Source organism: Tundrisphaera macrotermitis (assembly GCF_051175315.1).
Taxonomy (GTDB): Bacteria; Planctomycetota; Planctomycetia; order Isosphaerales; family Isosphaeraceae; genus Tundrisphaera.
In genome coordinates, this window is record NZ_CP195100.1 from 3,513,474 (window position 1) to 3,530,930 (window position 17,457).

Annotated in this window: 15 protein-coding genes; 12 read left to right on the top strand and 3 right to left on the bottom strand. The window is 67.9% G+C overall.

Going from position 1 to position 17,457, the window contains the following annotated elements; translation table 11 throughout:
- Positions 1 to 247 precede the first annotated feature (247 nt).
- From TA3x_RS14125 to TA3x_RS14180, 12 genes are all read left to right on the top strand, one after another.
- Positions 248 to 634 carry an acyl carrier protein gene (locus TA3x_RS14125; RefSeq protein ID WP_435022265.1) on the top strand — a complete coding sequence of 129 codons (387 nt, stop codon included), beginning with the start codon at positions 248 to 250 and terminating at the stop codon, positions 632 to 634.
- Positions 635 to 816: 182 nt separating this feature from the next.
- Positions 817 to 1,371, top strand: coding sequence for a 3-hydroxyacyl-ACP dehydratase FabZ family protein (locus tag TA3x_RS14130; RefSeq protein ID WP_435022267.1), 555 nt, complete (start codon positions 817 to 819; stop codon positions 1,369 to 1,371).
- 82 nt (positions 1,372 to 1,453) lie between these two features.
- The gene (locus tag TA3x_RS14135) at positions 1,454 to 2,779 is read left to right on the top strand and encodes a beta-ketoacyl-[acyl-carrier-protein] synthase family protein (RefSeq protein WP_435022269.1); all 1,326 of its coding nucleotides are present in this window, start codon (positions 1,454 to 1,456) and stop codon (positions 2,777 to 2,779) included.
- A 36-nt stretch (positions 2,780 to 2,815) separates the two neighbouring features.
- On the top strand, positions 2,816 to 4,102 hold the full coding sequence (gene fabF, locus TA3x_RS14140) for a beta-ketoacyl-ACP synthase II (RefSeq protein ID WP_435022367.1): 1,287 nt from the start codon (positions 2,816 to 2,818) through the stop codon (positions 4,100 to 4,102).
- A 105-nt stretch (positions 4,103 to 4,207) separates the two neighbouring features.
- Complete coding sequence (locus TA3x_RS14145; protein ID WP_435015291.1) at positions 4,208 to 5,275, top strand: alpha/beta hydrolase; 1,068 nt, start codon at positions 4,208 to 4,210, stop codon at positions 5,273 to 5,275.
- 138 nt (positions 5,276 to 5,413) lie between these two features.
- Positions 5,414 to 7,168 carry a GH3 auxin-responsive promoter family protein gene (locus TA3x_RS14150; RefSeq protein WP_435015292.1) on the top strand — a complete coding sequence of 585 codons (1,755 nt, stop codon included), beginning with the start codon at positions 5,414 to 5,416 and terminating at the stop codon, positions 7,166 to 7,168.
- A gap of 45 nt (positions 7,169 to 7,213) precedes the next feature.
- A complete protein-coding gene (locus TA3x_RS14155; RefSeq protein ID WP_435015293.1) occupies positions 7,214 to 8,350 on the top strand; it encodes a DUF1571 domain-containing protein in 1,137 nt (378 codons plus the stop codon).
- Between the two features lie 208 nt (positions 8,351 to 8,558).
- On the top strand, positions 8,559 to 8,963 hold the full coding sequence (locus tag TA3x_RS14160) for a response regulator (RefSeq protein ID WP_435015294.1): 405 nt from the start codon (positions 8,559 to 8,561) through the stop codon (positions 8,961 to 8,963).
- Positions 8,963 to 10,153 (top strand): dipeptide epimerase, encoded by a 1,191-nt coding sequence (locus TA3x_RS14165; protein WP_435022368.1) that lies wholly within the window; start codon positions 8,963 to 8,965, stop codon positions 10,151 to 10,153. The genes TA3x_RS14160 and TA3x_RS14165 overlap by 1 nt, the downstream gene beginning before the upstream one ends.
- Positions 10,146 to 11,003 carry an alpha/beta fold hydrolase gene (locus TA3x_RS14170; protein WP_435015295.1) on the top strand — a complete coding sequence of 286 codons (858 nt, stop codon included), beginning with the start codon at positions 10,146 to 10,148 and terminating at the stop codon, positions 11,001 to 11,003. The genes TA3x_RS14165 and TA3x_RS14170 overlap by 8 nt, the downstream gene beginning before the upstream one ends.
- 49 nt (positions 11,004 to 11,052) lie before the next feature.
- On the top strand, positions 11,053 to 12,900 hold the full coding sequence (locus tag TA3x_RS14175; protein WP_435015296.1) for a hypothetical protein: 1,848 nt from the start codon (positions 11,053 to 11,055) through the stop codon (positions 12,898 to 12,900).
- 81 nt (positions 12,901 to 12,981) lie between these two features.
- Positions 12,982 to 13,221 carry a hypothetical protein gene (locus TA3x_RS14180; protein ID WP_435015297.1) on the top strand — a complete coding sequence of 80 codons (240 nt, stop codon included), beginning with the start codon at positions 12,982 to 12,984 and terminating at the stop codon, positions 13,219 to 13,221.
- Between the two features lie 6 nt (positions 13,222 to 13,227).
- Here TA3x_RS14180 and TA3x_RS14185 read toward each other — a convergent pair whose 3' ends face one another.
- The 3 genes from TA3x_RS14185 to TA3x_RS14195 are packed head-to-tail and all read right to left on the bottom strand — an operon-like array spanning position 13,228 to position 17,394.
- Positions 13,228 to 14,661, bottom strand: coding sequence for a hypothetical protein (locus TA3x_RS14185; protein ID WP_435015298.1), 1,434 nt, complete (start codon positions 14,659 to 14,661; stop codon positions 13,228 to 13,230).
- A gap of 32 nt (positions 14,662 to 14,693) precedes the next feature.
- Complete coding sequence (locus TA3x_RS14190) at positions 14,694 to 15,821, bottom strand: hypothetical protein (RefSeq protein ID WP_435015299.1); 1,128 nt, start codon at positions 15,819 to 15,821, stop codon at positions 14,694 to 14,696.
- 28 nt (positions 15,822 to 15,849) lie between these two features.
- On the bottom strand, positions 15,850 to 17,394 hold the full coding sequence (locus TA3x_RS14195) for a class II fumarate hydratase (protein ID WP_435015300.1): 1,545 nt from the start codon (positions 17,392 to 17,394) through the stop codon (positions 15,850 to 15,852).
- Positions 17,395 to 17,457 lie beyond the last annotated feature (63 nt).

Sequence of the window (17,457 nt, forward strand, 5' to 3'; positions counted from 1 at the left end):
AGGGCAGGGGCCGGCGGTGATGAGGTTGCAAGGATCGTCGAAATCCATCAAGATGAGCGTGCAATGGAACGCCGGCCGGTCACGCACGAAGCCTTCCCCTCGCGCCCCGCATCCGCGATCAGTCCCGCCCCGGTTGAAGTTGCACGCCAGAAACTGCCGACGATGATCGGGTTGGCCCGTTGGACGGCGGTCGGGGACTGTCCCCATCGTGGGTTCCCGTTTGGTGTTCCCCCATTCCGAGGATAACATGCCGACGCACGACGAGATCTATCAGAAGGTTCAGGCCACGCTGGTCGACGCCCTGGGCGTGGACGAAGAGGATGTCACCCGGGACGCGACCCTCCAGGGCGACCTCGGGGCCGAGTCGATCGACTTCCTCGACATCGTGTTCCGCCTGGAGCGCAACTTCGGCATCAAGATCCCTCGCGGCGAACTCTTCCCCGAGAACGTGGTCACCGACCCCGATATGATCGCCGATGGGAAGCTCACCGCCAAGGGGATGGACGAGCTGAAGGCCCGGATGCCCTACGCCGACTTGAGCGGCTTCGCCGCCGACCCGGACGTGGAGCGGATCGGCGACCTGTACACCGTCGACATGCTGGTCCACTACGTGTCCAGCAAGCTGGCGGCCTGATCTCGATCGCGTCGCGTCGGGTCTCCTGGCGAGGTGAGCGGGCGAATCTCGGCCCGCTCCATCGCGCCGGATCCATGTTCCCCACGCCGAACGGCGTCTGATTCCCCCTGGCGACGGCTTCGACGGATTTCGCTCCGGCCCAGTGCCGACGATCCCGTCTCCCTGATGGGTGACCACCGATCATGCGATGGATCTGGATCGATAAATTCCTCGACTTCCACAGCGGCAAGTTCGCCCGGGCGATCAAGAATTTGACGCTGGCCGAGGAACACCTGCACGACCATTACCCCGGCTACCCGGTCATGCCGGCCTCCCTGATCATCGAGGGGCTGGCGCAGACGGGCGGCATCCTGGTCGGCGAGGCGGGCGGGTTCGTCGAGAAGGTGGTGCTGGCGAAGATCCCCCGCGCCGAGTTCTTCGGCGTGGCGTGTGCCGGTGACCAACTGGTCTACGAGGTCACCTTGACCGACCTCCGGGCCGAAGGGGCCGTGGTCGAGGCCAAGGCCTTCCTGGGAGGCGAACTCCTGGCCGACACCGAGATCGTCTTCGCCCATCTCGACAATACCAGGGCCAACCAGATCTTCGGCCCCAAGAACTTCGTGTTCACCCAGCAGTTGCTGGGCGTCCTCGACCTGGCCAAGGCCCAGGCCCGGGCCAAAGATGCAGAGGCGGCCGCTGCCCTGCCCGCGTCGTCCAACGGCGACCTTGAACACAACCCTTCCCCGACATCGAGCTGATCGACCCGAATCCCCGAGCGTCGCGGAGCGTCCCGGACCGACGACTCGGCCGATACCCGGCGGAGGCTGACGAGAATTCCCCATGGCCCGTTCCGAACGTCGAGTCGTCATCACCGGTCTGGGCCTCGTCACCCCGGTGGGCATCGGGGTGGATCCGTTCTGGGCCTCCCTGATCGAAGGTCGAGGCGCCATCCGCAAGATCGGCGCCTTCCCGGTCGAAGGCCTGCCCAATGACATCGCCGCCGAGATCCCCCAGCTCGACAAGAAAGCCATGGCCGAGCTGGCGATCCCCAGGGTCCGCAAGGCCCTGACGCGAAGCCTCAAATACATGGCCCGCGACATCCAGCTCGCCGTGGCGGGGGCTTTCCTGGCCATGACCGACGCCGGGCTCGCCGACGGCGGGTTTGATCCGACCCGGATCGGCGTCGACCTCGGGGCCGGGCTGATCTCCACGGAACTCGACGAGCTGGCCCCGGCCATCGACGTCGGCTTCCAGGGCGGCGGGGCATTCGACTACAGCGCCTACGGTCGCGAGGGGATCGAGAAGATCACCCCGATCTGGCTGCTGAAGTACCTGCCCAACATGCTCGCCTGCCACATCTCGATCCTGATGGATTGCCAGGGGCCGAGCAACACGATCACCGAGGCGGAGGCGGCCTCCAACGTCGCCATCGGCGAGGCGGCGCGGATCATCGCCCGCGACCGGGCCGACATCATGATCTCGGGCGGGGCGGACAGCAAGATCCATCCCCTCAGCCTGATCCGGATGAGCCTGCTCGACCAGATGACCCGGTGGTCCGGCGAACCGGCCCGCGCCTGCCGGCCGTTCGACACGGAACGCGACGGCTGGGTGCCCGGCGAAGGGGCGGGGATCCTCGTCCTCGAAGAGCGCGACCACGCGATCGCCCGCGGCGCGACCATCTACGGCGAGATCCTCGGCTTCGGCTCGGGCTGCGACGCGAACCCGCGCGGCGGGCTCGACCCCGACGGCGTCGGCACCGAGATCGCCATGAAGGCCGCCCTCCGCGATGCCGGTCTGGAGCCCTCCGCGATCGGCCATGTCAACGCCCACGGTGCGGCCACCGGGACGTCGGACCTCGCCGAAGCCCGGGCCATCCGCCGCGTCTTCGGCGACTCCCCCGGAGTGCCCGTCACGGCCCTCAAGGGTTATATGGGCAACATGGTCTCGGGCAGCGGGGCCGTGGAGCTGATCGCCAGCCTCCTCGGCGTCAACCGCGGCCTGATCCCCTCGGTGCTCAACTGCGACCATCCCGATCCGGAGTGCGGCATCGATGTGGTGACGGGCTCGGCCCGGCCCACCGATAATCCGACCTTCCTCACGACCAACCTCACCCGACACGGGCAAGCCGCGGCGCTGATCGTTCGCGGAGGCCCCGGGGCCGACTGAGCCACTACGACTGGAGCCTTCGAAGCGATGAAATTCCTGCATCGTCGAGTCGTCGTGACGGGGATGGGGATGGTGACCCCGGTCGGCCGCGATCTCGAATCCACCTGGACCTCCCTTCGCGAGGCGCGGAGCGGGGTCGGCCTGATCACGCTGTTCGACGCCGCCAGCTTCCCCACCCGGATTGCGGCCGAGGCCAGCGGCTTCGCCCTGTCCGATTACGTTTCCGATGCGGAACGCTGGGCCGAGTACAATCGCAACACCAAGTTCGCCATCGCCGCCGCCCGGATGGCGATGGACGACTCGGGGCTGGAAGACTACCCGGCCCTGGATCGGTCCCGTTTCGGGATCTACCTCGGCTCGGGCGAAGGGCAGCAGGACTTCCCCCGGTTCGTCAGCCTCGTCCACCGGTCGTCGCGGGATGGCCGGGTCGACACCGCCAACTTCACCAAGCATGGCGTCCACGAACTCCACGCGATCCACGAGGCCGAGCAGGAGCCGGGGACGCCGGCCGGCCATCTCGCCGGGATCTTCGGGGCCCGGGGGCCGAACGCGAATTGCCTGACGGCCTGCGCCGCCAGCTCGCAGGCGATCGGCGAGGCGACCGAGATCATCCGCCGGGGCGATGCCGACGTCATGCTCTCGGGCGGGACGCACAGCATGATCCACCCGTTCGGGGTGACCGGCTTCAACCTGCTCACCGCCCTGTCGACCCGCAACGACGAGCCGGCCCGGGCCAGCCGCCCCTTCGACCGCGATCGGGACGGGTTCATCCTCGGCGAAGGCTCGGGGATGCTCCTACTCGAAGAGCTGGAGCATGCCAAGGCACGCGGAGCCAAAATTTACGGCGAGGTGGCCGGATACGGCTCCACCGCCGATGCCTTCCGGCTGACCGACACCCACGACGAGGGCCGCGGGGGCATCGCCTGCATCCGCCAGGCGATGGCCGATGCCGGGCTGAATTACGATGATGTCGACTACATCAACGCCCACGGGACCAGCACGTCGGTCAACGACTCGATCGAGACCCTGGCCATCAAGAAGTCGTTCGGCGACCAGGCCTACAAGGTGCCCGTTTCCAGCACCAAGAGCATGATGGGCCACCTCATCGCCGCCGCCGGCAGCGTCGAGGCGATCGTCTGCCTGCTGACGATCCGCGATGGCGTCGTCCCCCCCACGGTGAACCTCGACCATCCCGGCGAGGATTGCGACCTCGACTACATCCCCCACGAGTCCAGGGACCGGAAAGTGGATGTCACCCTTTCCAACAGCTTCGGATTCGGGGGGCAGAATATCACCCTGATCCTCCGGCGTTTCGCCGGCTGATCGAGCCAGACGACATACCGACCCGACGACTTCCCTCGTCGGGCGGTCGCCCAGTGAACGACCCCACGAATCTCCCACCCGGCGAACGCCCTCGGAGCCCCTCTCGTGTCCAGTCTCGCGACGGTGATCTTGCTGGCCTCCGCGAGCATCGCCACGGCCACCCTGATCGGTTTCCTGATCTATATCGTGATCCGATACGCTCCGATCGTCGGCCGGATCTTCGAAGAAAAGCCGATGTTCCTCCCGCTCCGCGTCAAGCGGGTCGAGGGGAACGAGGATGTTCGTTTCCGGACACCGACCGGCGTCGAGCTGGTGGGGACGTATTTCAAGGCCCGCACCGAGGCTCGCCTCGGCGTCCTGGTCTTCTGCCATGAATATCTGAGCGACCGCTGGAGTGCGATCCCCTACGTCGATCACCTCCGCGACCAGGGGTTCGACCTGTTCAGCTTCGATTTCCGGAACCACGGCGAGAGTCCCAAGGATGCGGACTACGTCCCGCTTCAATGGGTCACCGACCACGAGCTCGACGACCTCCGCGGCGCCCTGGCCTATCTCCGCTCCCGTCCCGATGCGGACAAGGCCGGTTTCGGCCTGTTCGGCGTGAGCCGGGGCGGCGGCACCGCCCTCTGCGTGGCCGCCCGCGACCCGGGCGTGTGGGGAGTCATCACCGACGGTGCCTTCCCGACCCGCGGGACGATGCTGGCCTACATCACGCGGTGGGCCGGCATCTATGTCGGCAATCCGTTCTTCTGGAAGCTGATGCCCACCTGGGTCTTCGAGTTCCTCGGCTGGTCCGCCCGATTCCGCACCCAGCGCAAGCTCCATTGCCGCTACGCGAACGTCGAGCGGGCGGCCGCCAAGCTGGCCCCGCGCCCCTGGCTGATGATCCACGGCGCCAAGGATGCTTATATCGGGGCCGATATCGCGCGAGGGCTGTTCGACCGGGCCCGCGAGCCCAAGGAGTTCTGGCTGGTTCCCGGGGCGAAGCACAATCGCTGTCGGGAGAAGGAGCCGATCCTCTATCCCGAACGCATCAGCACTTTCCTCCGCCGCTATTCCCCACGGACGGCCCGGCCGGCCTCCCCGGTCCCTGTTTCGTCGACCCTGACGGAACCCGGCGACTTCGCCCCCATCACCGTCTCTCCCGATTTCGGGGTCGCGGTGGCGGGTTGACGAAATTTGAATTCTTTCGGAAACATGGGGCGAGCCCCGACCGGCCCGGTCGGGCTCGCCCCTTCTCGTTGCGATTGACACCTTTGAGGTGCAGGGCTAGATTTGCCTGAAGGGCCACCGCGCCGGATGACCGTAAGGATGTGGTCATCACTGGCGGCCATCGCGACCCAGGGGATGGGCGATCCACGCATGCTGAACACGATCCGCAAGTATGTGGGTTTGCCGCTGGTCCATCGTTCGCAGAGGCTGGCCCGACGGTTCCTCCGCCAGACGCGCGACTCACGCCAGGTCCAGAACGATCTCCTGCTGTCGCGGATCGCCCGGCACGCCGACTCCCAGTTCGGGCGTGACCATCATTTCGGCGAGATCAAGTCCCCGGCCGACTTCCGGCGTCGAGTGCCGGTCGGCGGTTATGATCGCCATGAACCCTACATCGACCGGGTCCGGCAGGGCGATACCTCGGCCCTGTTCGGCGCCGGTACCGAAGTCCTGATGTTCGCCCTGACCTCGGGCACTACCAACCGTCCCAAGACCATCCCGGTCACCCGAGAAGCCCTGAAGGATTACCGGGAAGGCTGGACGATCTGGGGCATCATGGCCTTCGACGCCCACCCCCGGATCCTGGACAGCGGGCTGAAGCCGATCCTCCAGCTTGCCAGCGACTGGCGCGAGAGCTTCACGCCAGCCGGCATCCCGTGCGGGGCGATCACCGGCCTGACGGCCCACATGCAGAATCCCCTGATCCGGATCACCTACTGCATGCCCCCCTCGGCGTCCAAGATCAAGGACGTCGAATCCAAGTATTACCTGGCGTTGCGGCTCTCGGCCTACCGCGACCTCGGCGCGACGATCGCCGCCAGCCCCAGCACGATCCTGGCCATCGCCCGCCTCGGCGACCGCGAGAAGCAGACCCTGATCCGCGACATCGCCGACGGCACCCTGGACCCCAAGTGGTCGATCCCGGACGAGGTCCGTCAGGCCGTCAGGATCCGGACCCGTTGGAAGCGCCGCCGGACCGCCCGCCGCCTGGAGGCGATCGTCGAGCGGACCGGCCGGCTCCTGCCCAAGGATTACTGGCCCAACCTCGACTTCCTGGCCAACTGGACCGGCGGGACGATGGGGGCCTACCTCCGAAACTATCCGGAGTATTTCGGCGACCATCCGGTCCGCGACATCGGCCTGATCGCCTCGGAAGGCCGGTTCACGATCCCGATCGCCGACGGCACCCCGGCCGGCGTCCTCGACATCCGGCACCACTACTTCGAGTTCATCCCCGAGGATCAGGCCGGGCGCGACGACCCCGAGACCGTGGAGGCGGCCGACCTCATCGAGGGCCGACGCTACTTCCTCGTGCCGACCACGGCGGGCGGGCTCTACCGCTACATGATCCATGACCTCGTCCGCTGCGTCGGGTTCGAGGGGCAGGCCCCTTTGATCGAGTTCCTGAGCAAGGGGGCCCACTTCTCCAGCCTGACCGGCGAGAAGCTCTCCGAATACCAGGTGGTCGAGGCCGTGTCCAACGCGCAGAGGCGGCTGGGCATCCGGCTGACCGCCTTCCTGGTGCTCCCCAGCTGGGGCGATCCGCCCTTCTATAACCTCCTGTTCGAGGAGGGAGATCTCCCCGACTCCAGCACCGAGTCCCGGCTGATCGCCGAGGTCGAGGAGCAACTCCAGCGGGTCAACCTCGAATACGAGAATAAGAGGGCGACCCAACGCCTCGGCCCGATCCGGGCATTCCGCATCGCCCCCGGCTCCTGGGCCGATTTCCAGCGGAGGCGGCTGGCGCGGAGCGGGGGAACCGTCGAACAGTACAAGCAACCGTGCCTCCTGTCCGACCTGGAGGCGCTGGAGGGATTCCGGCCCCCCGGGCCGAGGATCTCCGCCCACGCCTGATGTTGTCGGCCCTTCCATCGATCCCCATCGAGGGGGAGAATCTTCATGTTCCCGGCGATGGATCGCTCGTGCCCGTTCATCCCGGGTCGCCGCCGACTCGCCCTCGGCGTGGCCCTGGGACTCGTCCCCATCCTGATCGCTCCCGGCTGCGCCCGGATGCGTTCCTCGCGGTCGGCCCCGGCACCCGCAACGCTCGGCGTCGAGCGGCCCGAGAACAATTACTCGTCCTACCACACGGCCCGCAATACGGCGAACTCCCCGGTGGTCGATTCAACGATCCCGCACATCGCCGGGGTCGAGGCCATCCCGCCCGGCGAGATGATCGTCGAGGCGAACCCGCCGGCCGTGACGCCCGCCCCGGGCCCGGCCTCGGATGAGTCGACCCACCTCGTCTCGGCGACCCGGGGGGTCCCGAACGCCGCGAGGCTGATCGCCGCCTCCGGGGCGCGTCCCGAGTCGCCCGCCCCGGCCTTGCCGACCGATGAGGCCGTGCGATTGCTGGAGCAGGCCCGGGCCAGCCTGAATCGGGCCTCATCTTACCAGGCGAAGATGTATCGCCAGGAGCGGGTCGGATCGAAGCTCCTCCCGGCCGAGGATCTGGTCCTGAGCGTCCGTCGCGAGCCGCTGGCGGTCCGCCTGAGCTGGCCGGAGGGGCCGACCAAGGGCCGCGAGGTGATCTATCGCGCCGATTCCGGCGGTGGCCTGATCCACGTGAATATGGCCGACTCGGCCATCCCCGTGCCCCGGATCTCGCTGCCCCCGGATAATCCGATGGTCATGCGGAACAGCCGCCATCCGATCACCGAGGCCGGATTCGACTCCATCATTGCGGCCATGGAGCGTGCCGTCGCATCGCCCGGGCCGGCGCCGCTGACCTTCGCGGGGATGGAGACGCCCGTCTCGATGGATCGCCCCCATCCATGCCTGGTCTTCACCAACGCGGCGGGCGAGGTGGCCAAGACCTATCTCGACCCGGACTCCCACCTCCCGGTGGTCGTCGAGGTCAAGGCGGCCAACGGCGACCTGCTGGAAGATTACCGCTTCCATGACGTCCGCATCGACGTGCCCGAGCTGGCCCAGGCCGACGCCTTCGATCAGGACGTGCGATGGGGCCCGGCGCGGGGCCTTTTCGGCCGGATCGCCCGCGGCAACGACGCGACCGATGAGGCCAAGCCTCGTTAACTGCCAAAATGGCCAACGGGTGCGGCATGCATGACGCGCCCGATGGCCGGCACCGCCGATCTCCATCGACGCGTAACTTTTTAGAGATACGGGGCTTGGAGAATATCATCGCTTGAGCCTCATTGAGCTTCTTTGATGGCTCGCGGATTGCATTTGGTCCAGTCGTTGCTGCCGGTCTCAATCCTCCGATGAGCGCGGTGGGTCGGTCATGACCTCGGATGCTACACCTTCGATCTTGGTAACCGACGACGATCCGGCCTCGCGGGAGACCTTCCGCGAGATCTTCGAGGTGGTCGGCTTCCGCACGTTCCTCGCCGAGAGCGGCGAGGAGGCGATCGACATCGTGAAGGGGCATGAGGTCCACGTGGCCTTGATGGACATGCATCTGCCCAGGCTCTCGGGCCTGGAGACGATGGCGATCGTCCGACAGATCAAGGGGATGTTCCCGATGATCCTGATCTCAGCCGACCAGGACGAACACCTGATGCGCCGGGCCTTGACGGCCCAGGCGTTCAGCGTCCTGGCCAAGCCGGTCAGCCGGAACGTGGTGATCTACATCGTGCAGCGGGCCCTCGACAAATTCTATGATCGGGGAGAGCTCCCCGGGGCGTGATGACTCCAACCGGCCCGCGATCGCTCGACCTCTACCACGTCGACGTCCCGCTCAAGAAACCGATCAAGCATGCGTCCCACGAGCGAACTCATAGCGACAACCTCGTCGTCCGGGTCCGGCTGGGCGACGGCAGCGAGGGCCACGGCGAGGGGGTGCCCCGCGACTACGTCACGGGCGAGACGATCGAGAGCACCTTCGCCAGCCTGGCCGGGCTCGACCTCCCCAGCCTCCTCGGGAGCCCCGAGGACTGGCCGTCCGCCGTCCGGGCGATCGAGTCCCTGGCCCTGCCCGAAACGCAGGCCGACCCGCGCGGGATGGCCGGCAATGCCTCCCGGTGTGCCCTGGAGTTGGCGCTGCTCGACGCCTACGGGCGTCGATTCGGCGTGTCGGTCGCGGACGCCGTGCGCCGGGCCGAATCGGCCTCCGGCCTGCTGTCCCCCGCGCCCCGGCCCGTCCGGTACAGCGGGGCGATCACGGCGGAGACGGAGAAGGGGGAGCGGATCTCGGCCTGGAAGATGTGGATCTATGGATTCCGGCAGGTGAAGGTGAAGGTCGGGGTCGATGGCCAGGATGACCCCGCCCGACTGGCGCGGATCCGGCGGATCGTGGGTCGACGGATGGATCTCCGGATCGATGCCAACGAGGCCTGGTCCGCCGATGAACTGATCGAGCGGGTGGGGCCGCTGCTCCGGTTCGCCCCCTCGGCCCTGGAGCAGCCCGTCCCCCATGCCCAGGTGGACGCCCTGGCCGACCTGCGGCCCCGGATCGGCGTCCCGATCATGCTCGACGAGTCGCTTTGCGGCTATCCCGACGCGGTCCATGCGGTCGAGCGGAAGACGGCCGACGTGCTCAACGTCCGGCTCTCCAAATGCGGGGGGATCATGCCGACGCTCCGGATCATGGCCCTGGCGGCGAAGTCCGGGCTCGGCGTGCAGCTCGGCTGCCACCCGGGCGAGACCGGCCTCCTCTCGGCGGCGGGGCGTCATGTGGCGGCCAACATCGCCGGCATCCGCTACGTGGAAGGGTCTTATGACCGCCACGTCCTCCGCGAGAATCTGATCGCCGAGGACGTGACCTTCGGCTATGGCGGCCGCGCCCGCCCGATCGCCGGGCCCGGCCTCGGCGTGACGGTCGTCCCCGAGGCGCTGGCCCGGATGACGGTCCGGCATCAGGAGGTCCACTATGGCTGATCCCGGACCGGCCCTCTCGACCTGGACGGCCTCCGACGGCTACCCGATCCACGTCGCCACCTGGCCCACCCCCGGCCCCACGCGCGGGAGGGTGGTCATCCTCCACGGCGTCCAGAGTCACGGCGGCTGGTATCATCGCCTGGGGCGGACCCTGGCGGAGGCCGGCTACGAGGCGCATTTCCCCGATCGTCGCGGGTCCGGGTCCAACCGCAAGGACCGGGGCCATGCCCCCTCATCGCGCCGTTTGATCGACGACGTGACCGAGTATGTCGCCTCGATCCGCTCGGGGTCGCCGCCCCTGCCGACCACCCTGGCCGGGATCAGCTGGGGCGGGAAGATCGCGGTCATCGCCGCGGCGCGACGCCCCGACCTGATCGACGCGCTGGCCCTGATCTGCCCCGGGCTCCAGCCCCGCGTCGGCGTCACCTCGCGCGAGCGGCGGGCGATCGCCTGGGCCTATTTCACCAACCGTCGCAAGACCTTCCCGATCCCGCTCAGCGACCCCGCCCTGTTCACGGACAACCACGAAGCCCAGACCTTCATCGCCAACGATCCGCTCGGCCTCCGCGCCGGCACCGCCGGGCTGCTCGCCGCCAGCGCCTTCCTCGATCGCGGCGTCCGACGCTCCCTCCGCCGCGTCCGCCAGCCGAGTCTCCTCATCCTCGCCGGCCACGATCGGATCGTCGACAACGACAAGACCCGCGCCGATTTCGCCCGGATTCCTTCCGCCGAGAAGCAAATCATCGAATACCCCGAAGGCCATCACACCCTGGAATTCGATCCCGACCCCTCCGCCTACGCCCACGCCCTGATCGCCTGGCTCCAGGCCTCATCGCCAGCACGACCTTGATCCGTCCGATGGTTGACCCGGCGGTCCTCCCGACGAAGGTGGCTCGACGATGAACGCTCCCCGGCTCGAATCGGATGTTCCCGCTCGACCCGGTCTCATGCAGGGTGCGTGGAAGCGGGCGAAACGGTTCGGCTTCTTCGCGTCGTTCCTCGGCGTCCCGTTCATCGCCATCGGTCTGGTCGGGGGACTCGCTTTCTCGGCGTTCCTGTTCGGGGCCGGCCGTGGTTACTGGATTTTCAGGCTCCCGATCAACCTGATCGGGCTCGGCGGCGGCTTCATCACTTTCTGGATGGTCGTCGGAGCTGCGTGGGGGATGGTCGCCGGACTGCTGGACCGAACCCGACCGGATTCCCGATTGGGGGCCGGTTGGTCTCTGGCAAACCGCCCGATCTCCTTGCCGTTTCGACGCGCGAAGAAGAAGGCCGCGCCCGATCACGCCGCGGAACTACCTCCGGTGCGTCGGATGCCGGTCTGGCCCTGGCTGCTCCTCATCCCATTCCTCGGGCTACTCGTCGTCGCCGGACTGTTCGGTCGTTATGTGGACAACAGGCTCGAAAAGCGGCTTGAGGACGCCGTCAACGCGGCGGATGCCGACGACCCGAACTGGCGATGTGATGATTTGATGGCTGGCCGAGTGCCGATCCCCGACGATGAGAACGGGGCGATCGTGGTCGCCGAGGCACTCGAAAACGTCCCCGACACCTGGCCGATGGACCCCGGCGGCCCGGGCCAGCGACCGACCGACACGGCGGTTTCCAAGGTCTACGACAGATCCGTTGAGATCGAACCCAATGTCCTGCTCGACGATGAGGGCGTAGACACGCTTAGGGCTGAGTTGGCCCGGCTCGGCGACTCCGTCCGGATCGCCCGCACCGTCGCGGACTTCGACCAGGGCCGTCACGAGTTGGAATTCGCCTGGAACCCGTTGTCCACACTCTTGCCTGAAACCCAGCGGTCACGCACCGCTGCGCGGTTGCTGGTCGCCGACGCGATGATCAGGGCCCAGGATGGGGATGCCGACGGTGCCCTCGATTCTTGCCGCGCGATCCTCGGGGTCGCCCGTTCGATCGGCGACGAACCGTTCTCGATCTCGCAACTCGTCCGGATCGCCATCGATACCGTGGCCGCTCAGGCGACCGTCCGCGTCCTCGGGCTGGGCGAGCCCTCCGACGCGGCCCTCGCCCGGCTCCAGGCCGTCGCGTTGGACGAGATGGCCGAGCCCTTGTTTCTCTACGGGATGAAAGGCGAGAGGGCGATGCTCGTCGAGGTGATCCGCAAGATCAGGGACGGGGAAATGCCGATCGGAGCCCTTTCCGGATCGGCGCCCGATGACGACCCCAGCCTCCGATCCCCGGTGTCGGGTTGGAGCCAGTTCTATTACGACTGCCAGCTGGCGACCGCCCTGGAATGGATGAACGAGACGGTCGCCATCGCGCGAAGCCCGGTCCTCGCCCGACCGCCCCTCCGGGATGCATGGGAGGCCGAGTTCGATCGGACTCGCAAAAGTCGCCTACGATCATGGTTTGCGGTGCTTCCGATTCTGCTCATGCCCGCCGTCGATGCCTCGGAATCCGCGGCGTTGCGAAACCAGGCTCAAATGGGAACACTGGCAAACCTGCTCGCCGCGGAGCGTCATCGTCTCAGGCATGGCGAATGGCCAGAGAGCCTTGCGGCGATCGACCGGGAGATCCTCCCCATACCACCGCTCGATCCCTACACGGGCAAGCCCTTCCTGCTGAATCGGAGCGATGGGCGGTTCATCGTCCATTCAATCGGCCCGAATCTCGTCGATGAGGACGGCGCTTATGAGCCGAAGCGTTCTCTGCGAGGAGGACCGGACGACATCGGCTCCATGGCATGGGACCTGCCCCTCCGACGACAGGCGGCCCCAGAGTGAGGATGGGATCAGCGCCCGAACCGATGCGGATCTCTTGTGTCCTGGACTCCAGACCCGCCGATCTCGAAAGACGAGGCCGTCATGGACCCCACCAAGCGTGAACTCCGCGAGACGAAACGCGCCGTCAAGCGGGCCGGCAACAAGCATCGCCGGCTGATGCTCAAGCGGACGCTGATCGACAACCCGGAGGAGGCGGCCGCCGTCGAGGAAAGTTTCGGACGCCATCGGTCGTCGAAGCTCAACGGGATCGACCGGGACAGCACCCGCAAGAAGGCGGGGCCCGACCCGATCGACCCCGCCCTGCGGATCGATGAGAGCTGAGGAGGCTCAGGGGGCCTTGGCCGGCCGGACCTCGACCTTGGACGCCCCGAAGGCAGCGGTAAGGAGTGCGTCGGTCCGGGTCGGTTCGAATCCCTCGACGACCGCCACATCGAGGCCTCGCCGCTCGACCGCGTAGACCACCCCAGAGTGGGGGCGGCGGAGCGAGTCCGGGAAGGCGTCGGGAGAAGCCACCCCGTCGCCCATTTTGGTCGTCTGGAACCGGGCGTACTGGCGGGCGAAGTCGCGGGCATCCTCCTCGGTGTCCCAGGTCGTCAGCCAGACGACGCCGAGCTTGTTCTCGGGGCCTTCGAACACCGCGAAGCGGTCGCCATCCCATCCGGCGGCGATCGGCTTGCCGCCGTGGCGCCGGAGCAAGACGCCCAGCTGCATCTCGCCCACCACGTTGCGGCCGACCTCGGCCCATCCTTCGCCCGGGTCAAGCCGGCCGAGGTCGATGGAGGTCGGGTAATCGGGCCGGGCCCGATACTTCTCGGGGTGGAGGATCTGTTCGGTCGACTGGGGCGGGCTGGAGTACGCCTCGTCGACCGATCGCCAGCCGCCATCGTTGGCCAGTTTGGCGCAGAAGACCATCCCCCGCAGGTAGGGGAACAGCAGCGATTCGGAGAGGATCGGCGGTGCGTCGCGGAGGCCGGCCCCGCCCGCCATCGGCAGGAGCGGCATCAGCAGCGAGAACACCCGGTCGAGGTCGGCGGCCGGAATCGCCGTGACCAGCGTGCCGTCCCAGTCATTCATCTGGGCCCCGATCATGGCCAGCGTCGCCTCCCCCTCGATCAGGGCGGAGAGGGCCAGTGATCGGTCGTCGTCGCTCTTGGCGTCGGCGTGGAGCTTGTCGAGGTCGTAGTGCTGATCGGCGAGCGCGTGGGTCAGCTCGTGGGCGATCACGGTCTTGTTCTCGTCCTTGTCGAACCCCTGCTTCTTCAGGCCGAGCAGGCTCTCCAGGAAGGTTGCCTTCTTCGGCTCGGCGACGGCCGGCTCCCCGATCAGGTGCATGGTCTTGGTCTTGGGGTCGTAGAACGCCGCGATCTCCTCCGAGTAGACCCGGACCATCGTCTCCTTCCAGTTCAGGTCGCGGGGCAGGAACCCAAGCGCCTTGAGCCCCAGCTCATTCGTCTTGAACTCCCCCGGGGACAGGTCGTTGTCGATCTCCTTGATCAAGAAGGCCCGCAGGTCCTCGCGCGCGGTGACGTCGCGCTTGACCTCGGTCCGGAACGGCAGCCGTCGCAGGCCGGGGAGCAACTGCTCGAACCCGAGCTTGTACCGCAGGACGGCCTCGGTCGGCTCGTTCTTGTTGGCCAGGTCGTCCCCTTCCTTGAGGAGCTTCTTGCCCAGGCCGGCGTCGGCCGGCAGGTCGGCGGCGACGGCATTCGACGCGACCAGCAGGCAGGGGATGAGGAGGAGGATGGCGGACGGGCGACGCATGGTGGAGTCTCGGATGGGTGGGTCGCCGGGTCTCACCGACGCCCGGCGGGGGCGGAAGATGGCCCTGAGGCCCGGGCCGATGAGGGGGACACCGGACGGGGCGGGTAGGCGAGCAGGACGTTCGCGCATCGGCTCAGGATCTGATGATACGATTTCGGGCCGTTGCGCGACGTGCCGTCCTCCCACTTCCCCTGATGCGAGGTGAGGTCGAGCAGGATGCCGGCCTCGGGCCAGCCGATCGATCGCAGTTCCTTGATCCGGAGCTTCTGATCGACGCCCGCGGCTCCCAAACTCAGCACCCGCGACGCCTTCGCCTGGGCCCTGGCCACGGGATCGGGCTCGAAACCATAGCGACGGCAGAGGTCGGCGATCTGGGCGCCGCCATCCTTGCCGAACCTGCGGACCAGCGCCCGGAGGTCGGCGTGGAATCGGGTGCGCTCCTCATCCCGCCGCCGCCTCTCGGCGAGGAACCGCCGATACCGTTCGAGTTCGGCCTGCCTCGGATCGCGGGGCAGGACGTCCGGGTCGATCGCCTTCGGCAACTCCGCGACTTGCGGGGCGGCCGGCTGCGGGGCGGCAGGCTCGGCCGCCGGGGGCTTGATCTCGGCCTTCTCCAATGCGTCGAGATCGAAGCCGAACGCGGGGGCGCTCGCCAGGGGGGCGGCCGGCTCGGGCGTGGCCGGGGCCGCCGGCGCGGGATCGGGCGAGGCTTCGACGACGTCCGCAGGCTTCGGAGGATCCGGTGCGGCGGCCGGCTCGCTCGTGGCCGGGGCCGTCGGCGCGGGCTGCGGCGGCGCGGGATCCGGCTCGACCACCGGCGGTAATTGATCGGCCGGCAGGGCCACCGGCGAGGGGGGGGCCGGGGCCGGGGCGATCGGATCGAGGATCGGCCGTTCGGGGAGGATCTGCGGCGGGGGCGTAGCTGCCTCCGCCAACAGGGTTTCCGGCACGGCGTGAACGGGCCGGACCTTGATTTCGAAGGCCTTGTAGCCGATGACGGCCACCGCCGCGGCCGTGACCAGCAGCGGAAGCACCAGCATCCAGGGCAGCCCCCGGTCGCGATACTCGATCACGACATGGGGGCCTGCGATCGGGCCTGGCACCGTGTCGTCGTTCGGGTCGCCGATCTCGATCAGATGGTCGCCGCGATGTTCGGACATGCTCGGCCCTCCTCGCTCTGGTGCGGATTCAACCCCCGGCGGCCCCGCCCACCCCCGTCCCTCGGACGGTCTGGCCGTGGGGTTCGAGCATCGCGGCGATCTCCTCGGCGGTGGGCACTCCTAGGCGCATCAGGAGCCCGGGCGGGTCGGCCAGCCCGAGCGCCGGCCCGATCTCCTCGACCGTCTTGCCGGCGACGTCGGACAGGGCGATCTCGCGGACGTTCTTCCCTTCTTTATAGGCCTTCTTCGCGAGCGAGGCGGCCACGTCGTAGCCGATCCGGGGCGCCAGGGCGGTGCACATCGCCAGGCTCTGCTCGATCAGCTCGCGGCAGCGCTGCTCGTCGGCCTCGATCCCCAGGACGCCGACGACCGCCTTGCCGGCGAGGTGCTTCTCCGCATCGACGCACTTCTCGGCGAGGTGCTTAGCGGCGTTGGAGAGGATCTCGATCGACTGGAGCAGGTTGAAGGCGATGACCGGCATCATCACGTTGAGGTCGAAGTTCGACCCGAGGGCGTTGGCCCAGGCGATCGTGGCGTCGTTGCCCACGACCTGCGCCGCGACCATCATGACGGCCTCGGGGATGACCGGGTTGACCTTGCCGGGCATGATCGACGAGCCGGGCTGCAACTCGGGGATCTTGATCTCTCCGATGCCGCACCGGGGGCCGGAGGCCAGCCAGCGGATGTTGTTGGCGATATTCGACAGGCTGATGGCGACGGTCTTCAGGGCCCCCGAGACCTCCACAGCGGCGTCGCGATTGGCCATCGCCTCGAAGCAGTTGGAGGCCGGCCGGAACTCCAGGCCGGTGTCCTTGCCGAGTTCGGCGGCCATACGCTGGGGGAACTCGGCGTGGGTGTTGATGCCCGTGCCCACGGCCGTCCCGCCGATCACCAACTCGCACAGGGCGTCGCTGGCCTGGGTCAGGCGGCGGACGCCGTGCTCGATCTGGGAGGCGTAGCCGGAGAACTCCTGGCCGAGGCGGATCGGCACGGCGTCCTGGAGGTGGGTCCGGCCGATCTTGACCACGTTATCGAAGGCGACGGCCTTGGCGGCCAGGGCTTCCTGGAGGGCGGTCAGGGTCGGGATCAGCCGCTTGCGGACCCCTTCCAGGGTCGCGACGTGAATCGCGGTGGGGATCACGTCGTTGGACGACTGCCCCATGTTCACGGCATCATTGGGGTGGACCGGGGTCTTGCCGCCCCGGGCGCCGGTGAGGCGCTCGTTGGCGACGCCGGCGATCACCTCATTGGTGTTCATGTTGGTCGACGTGCCGCTGCCGGTCTGGAAGACGTCGACCACGAACTGGTCGTCGTGCCGGCCGTCGGCCACGGCCTGCGCCGCCTGGACGATCGGGGCGCCCAGGTCGGGATTGAGCAGCCCCAGGTCCATGTTGACCTGGGCGGCGGCCTTCTTGATCAGGCCCATCGCCCGGATGAACGGGCGGGGCATCCGCAGCGGGCTGATCTCGAAGTTCAGCTCGGCCCGGCGGGTCTGGGCCCCGTAATAGGCGTCGACCGGGACTTCCAGGGCCCCCATCGAATCTTTCTCGGTGCGGAACGGCGAGGTGGCCAAGCTCGGGAACTCCCAACGGGCGGAACGGGTGGATCATGGCCGGCTCGACGCCCCGGCCGTCCG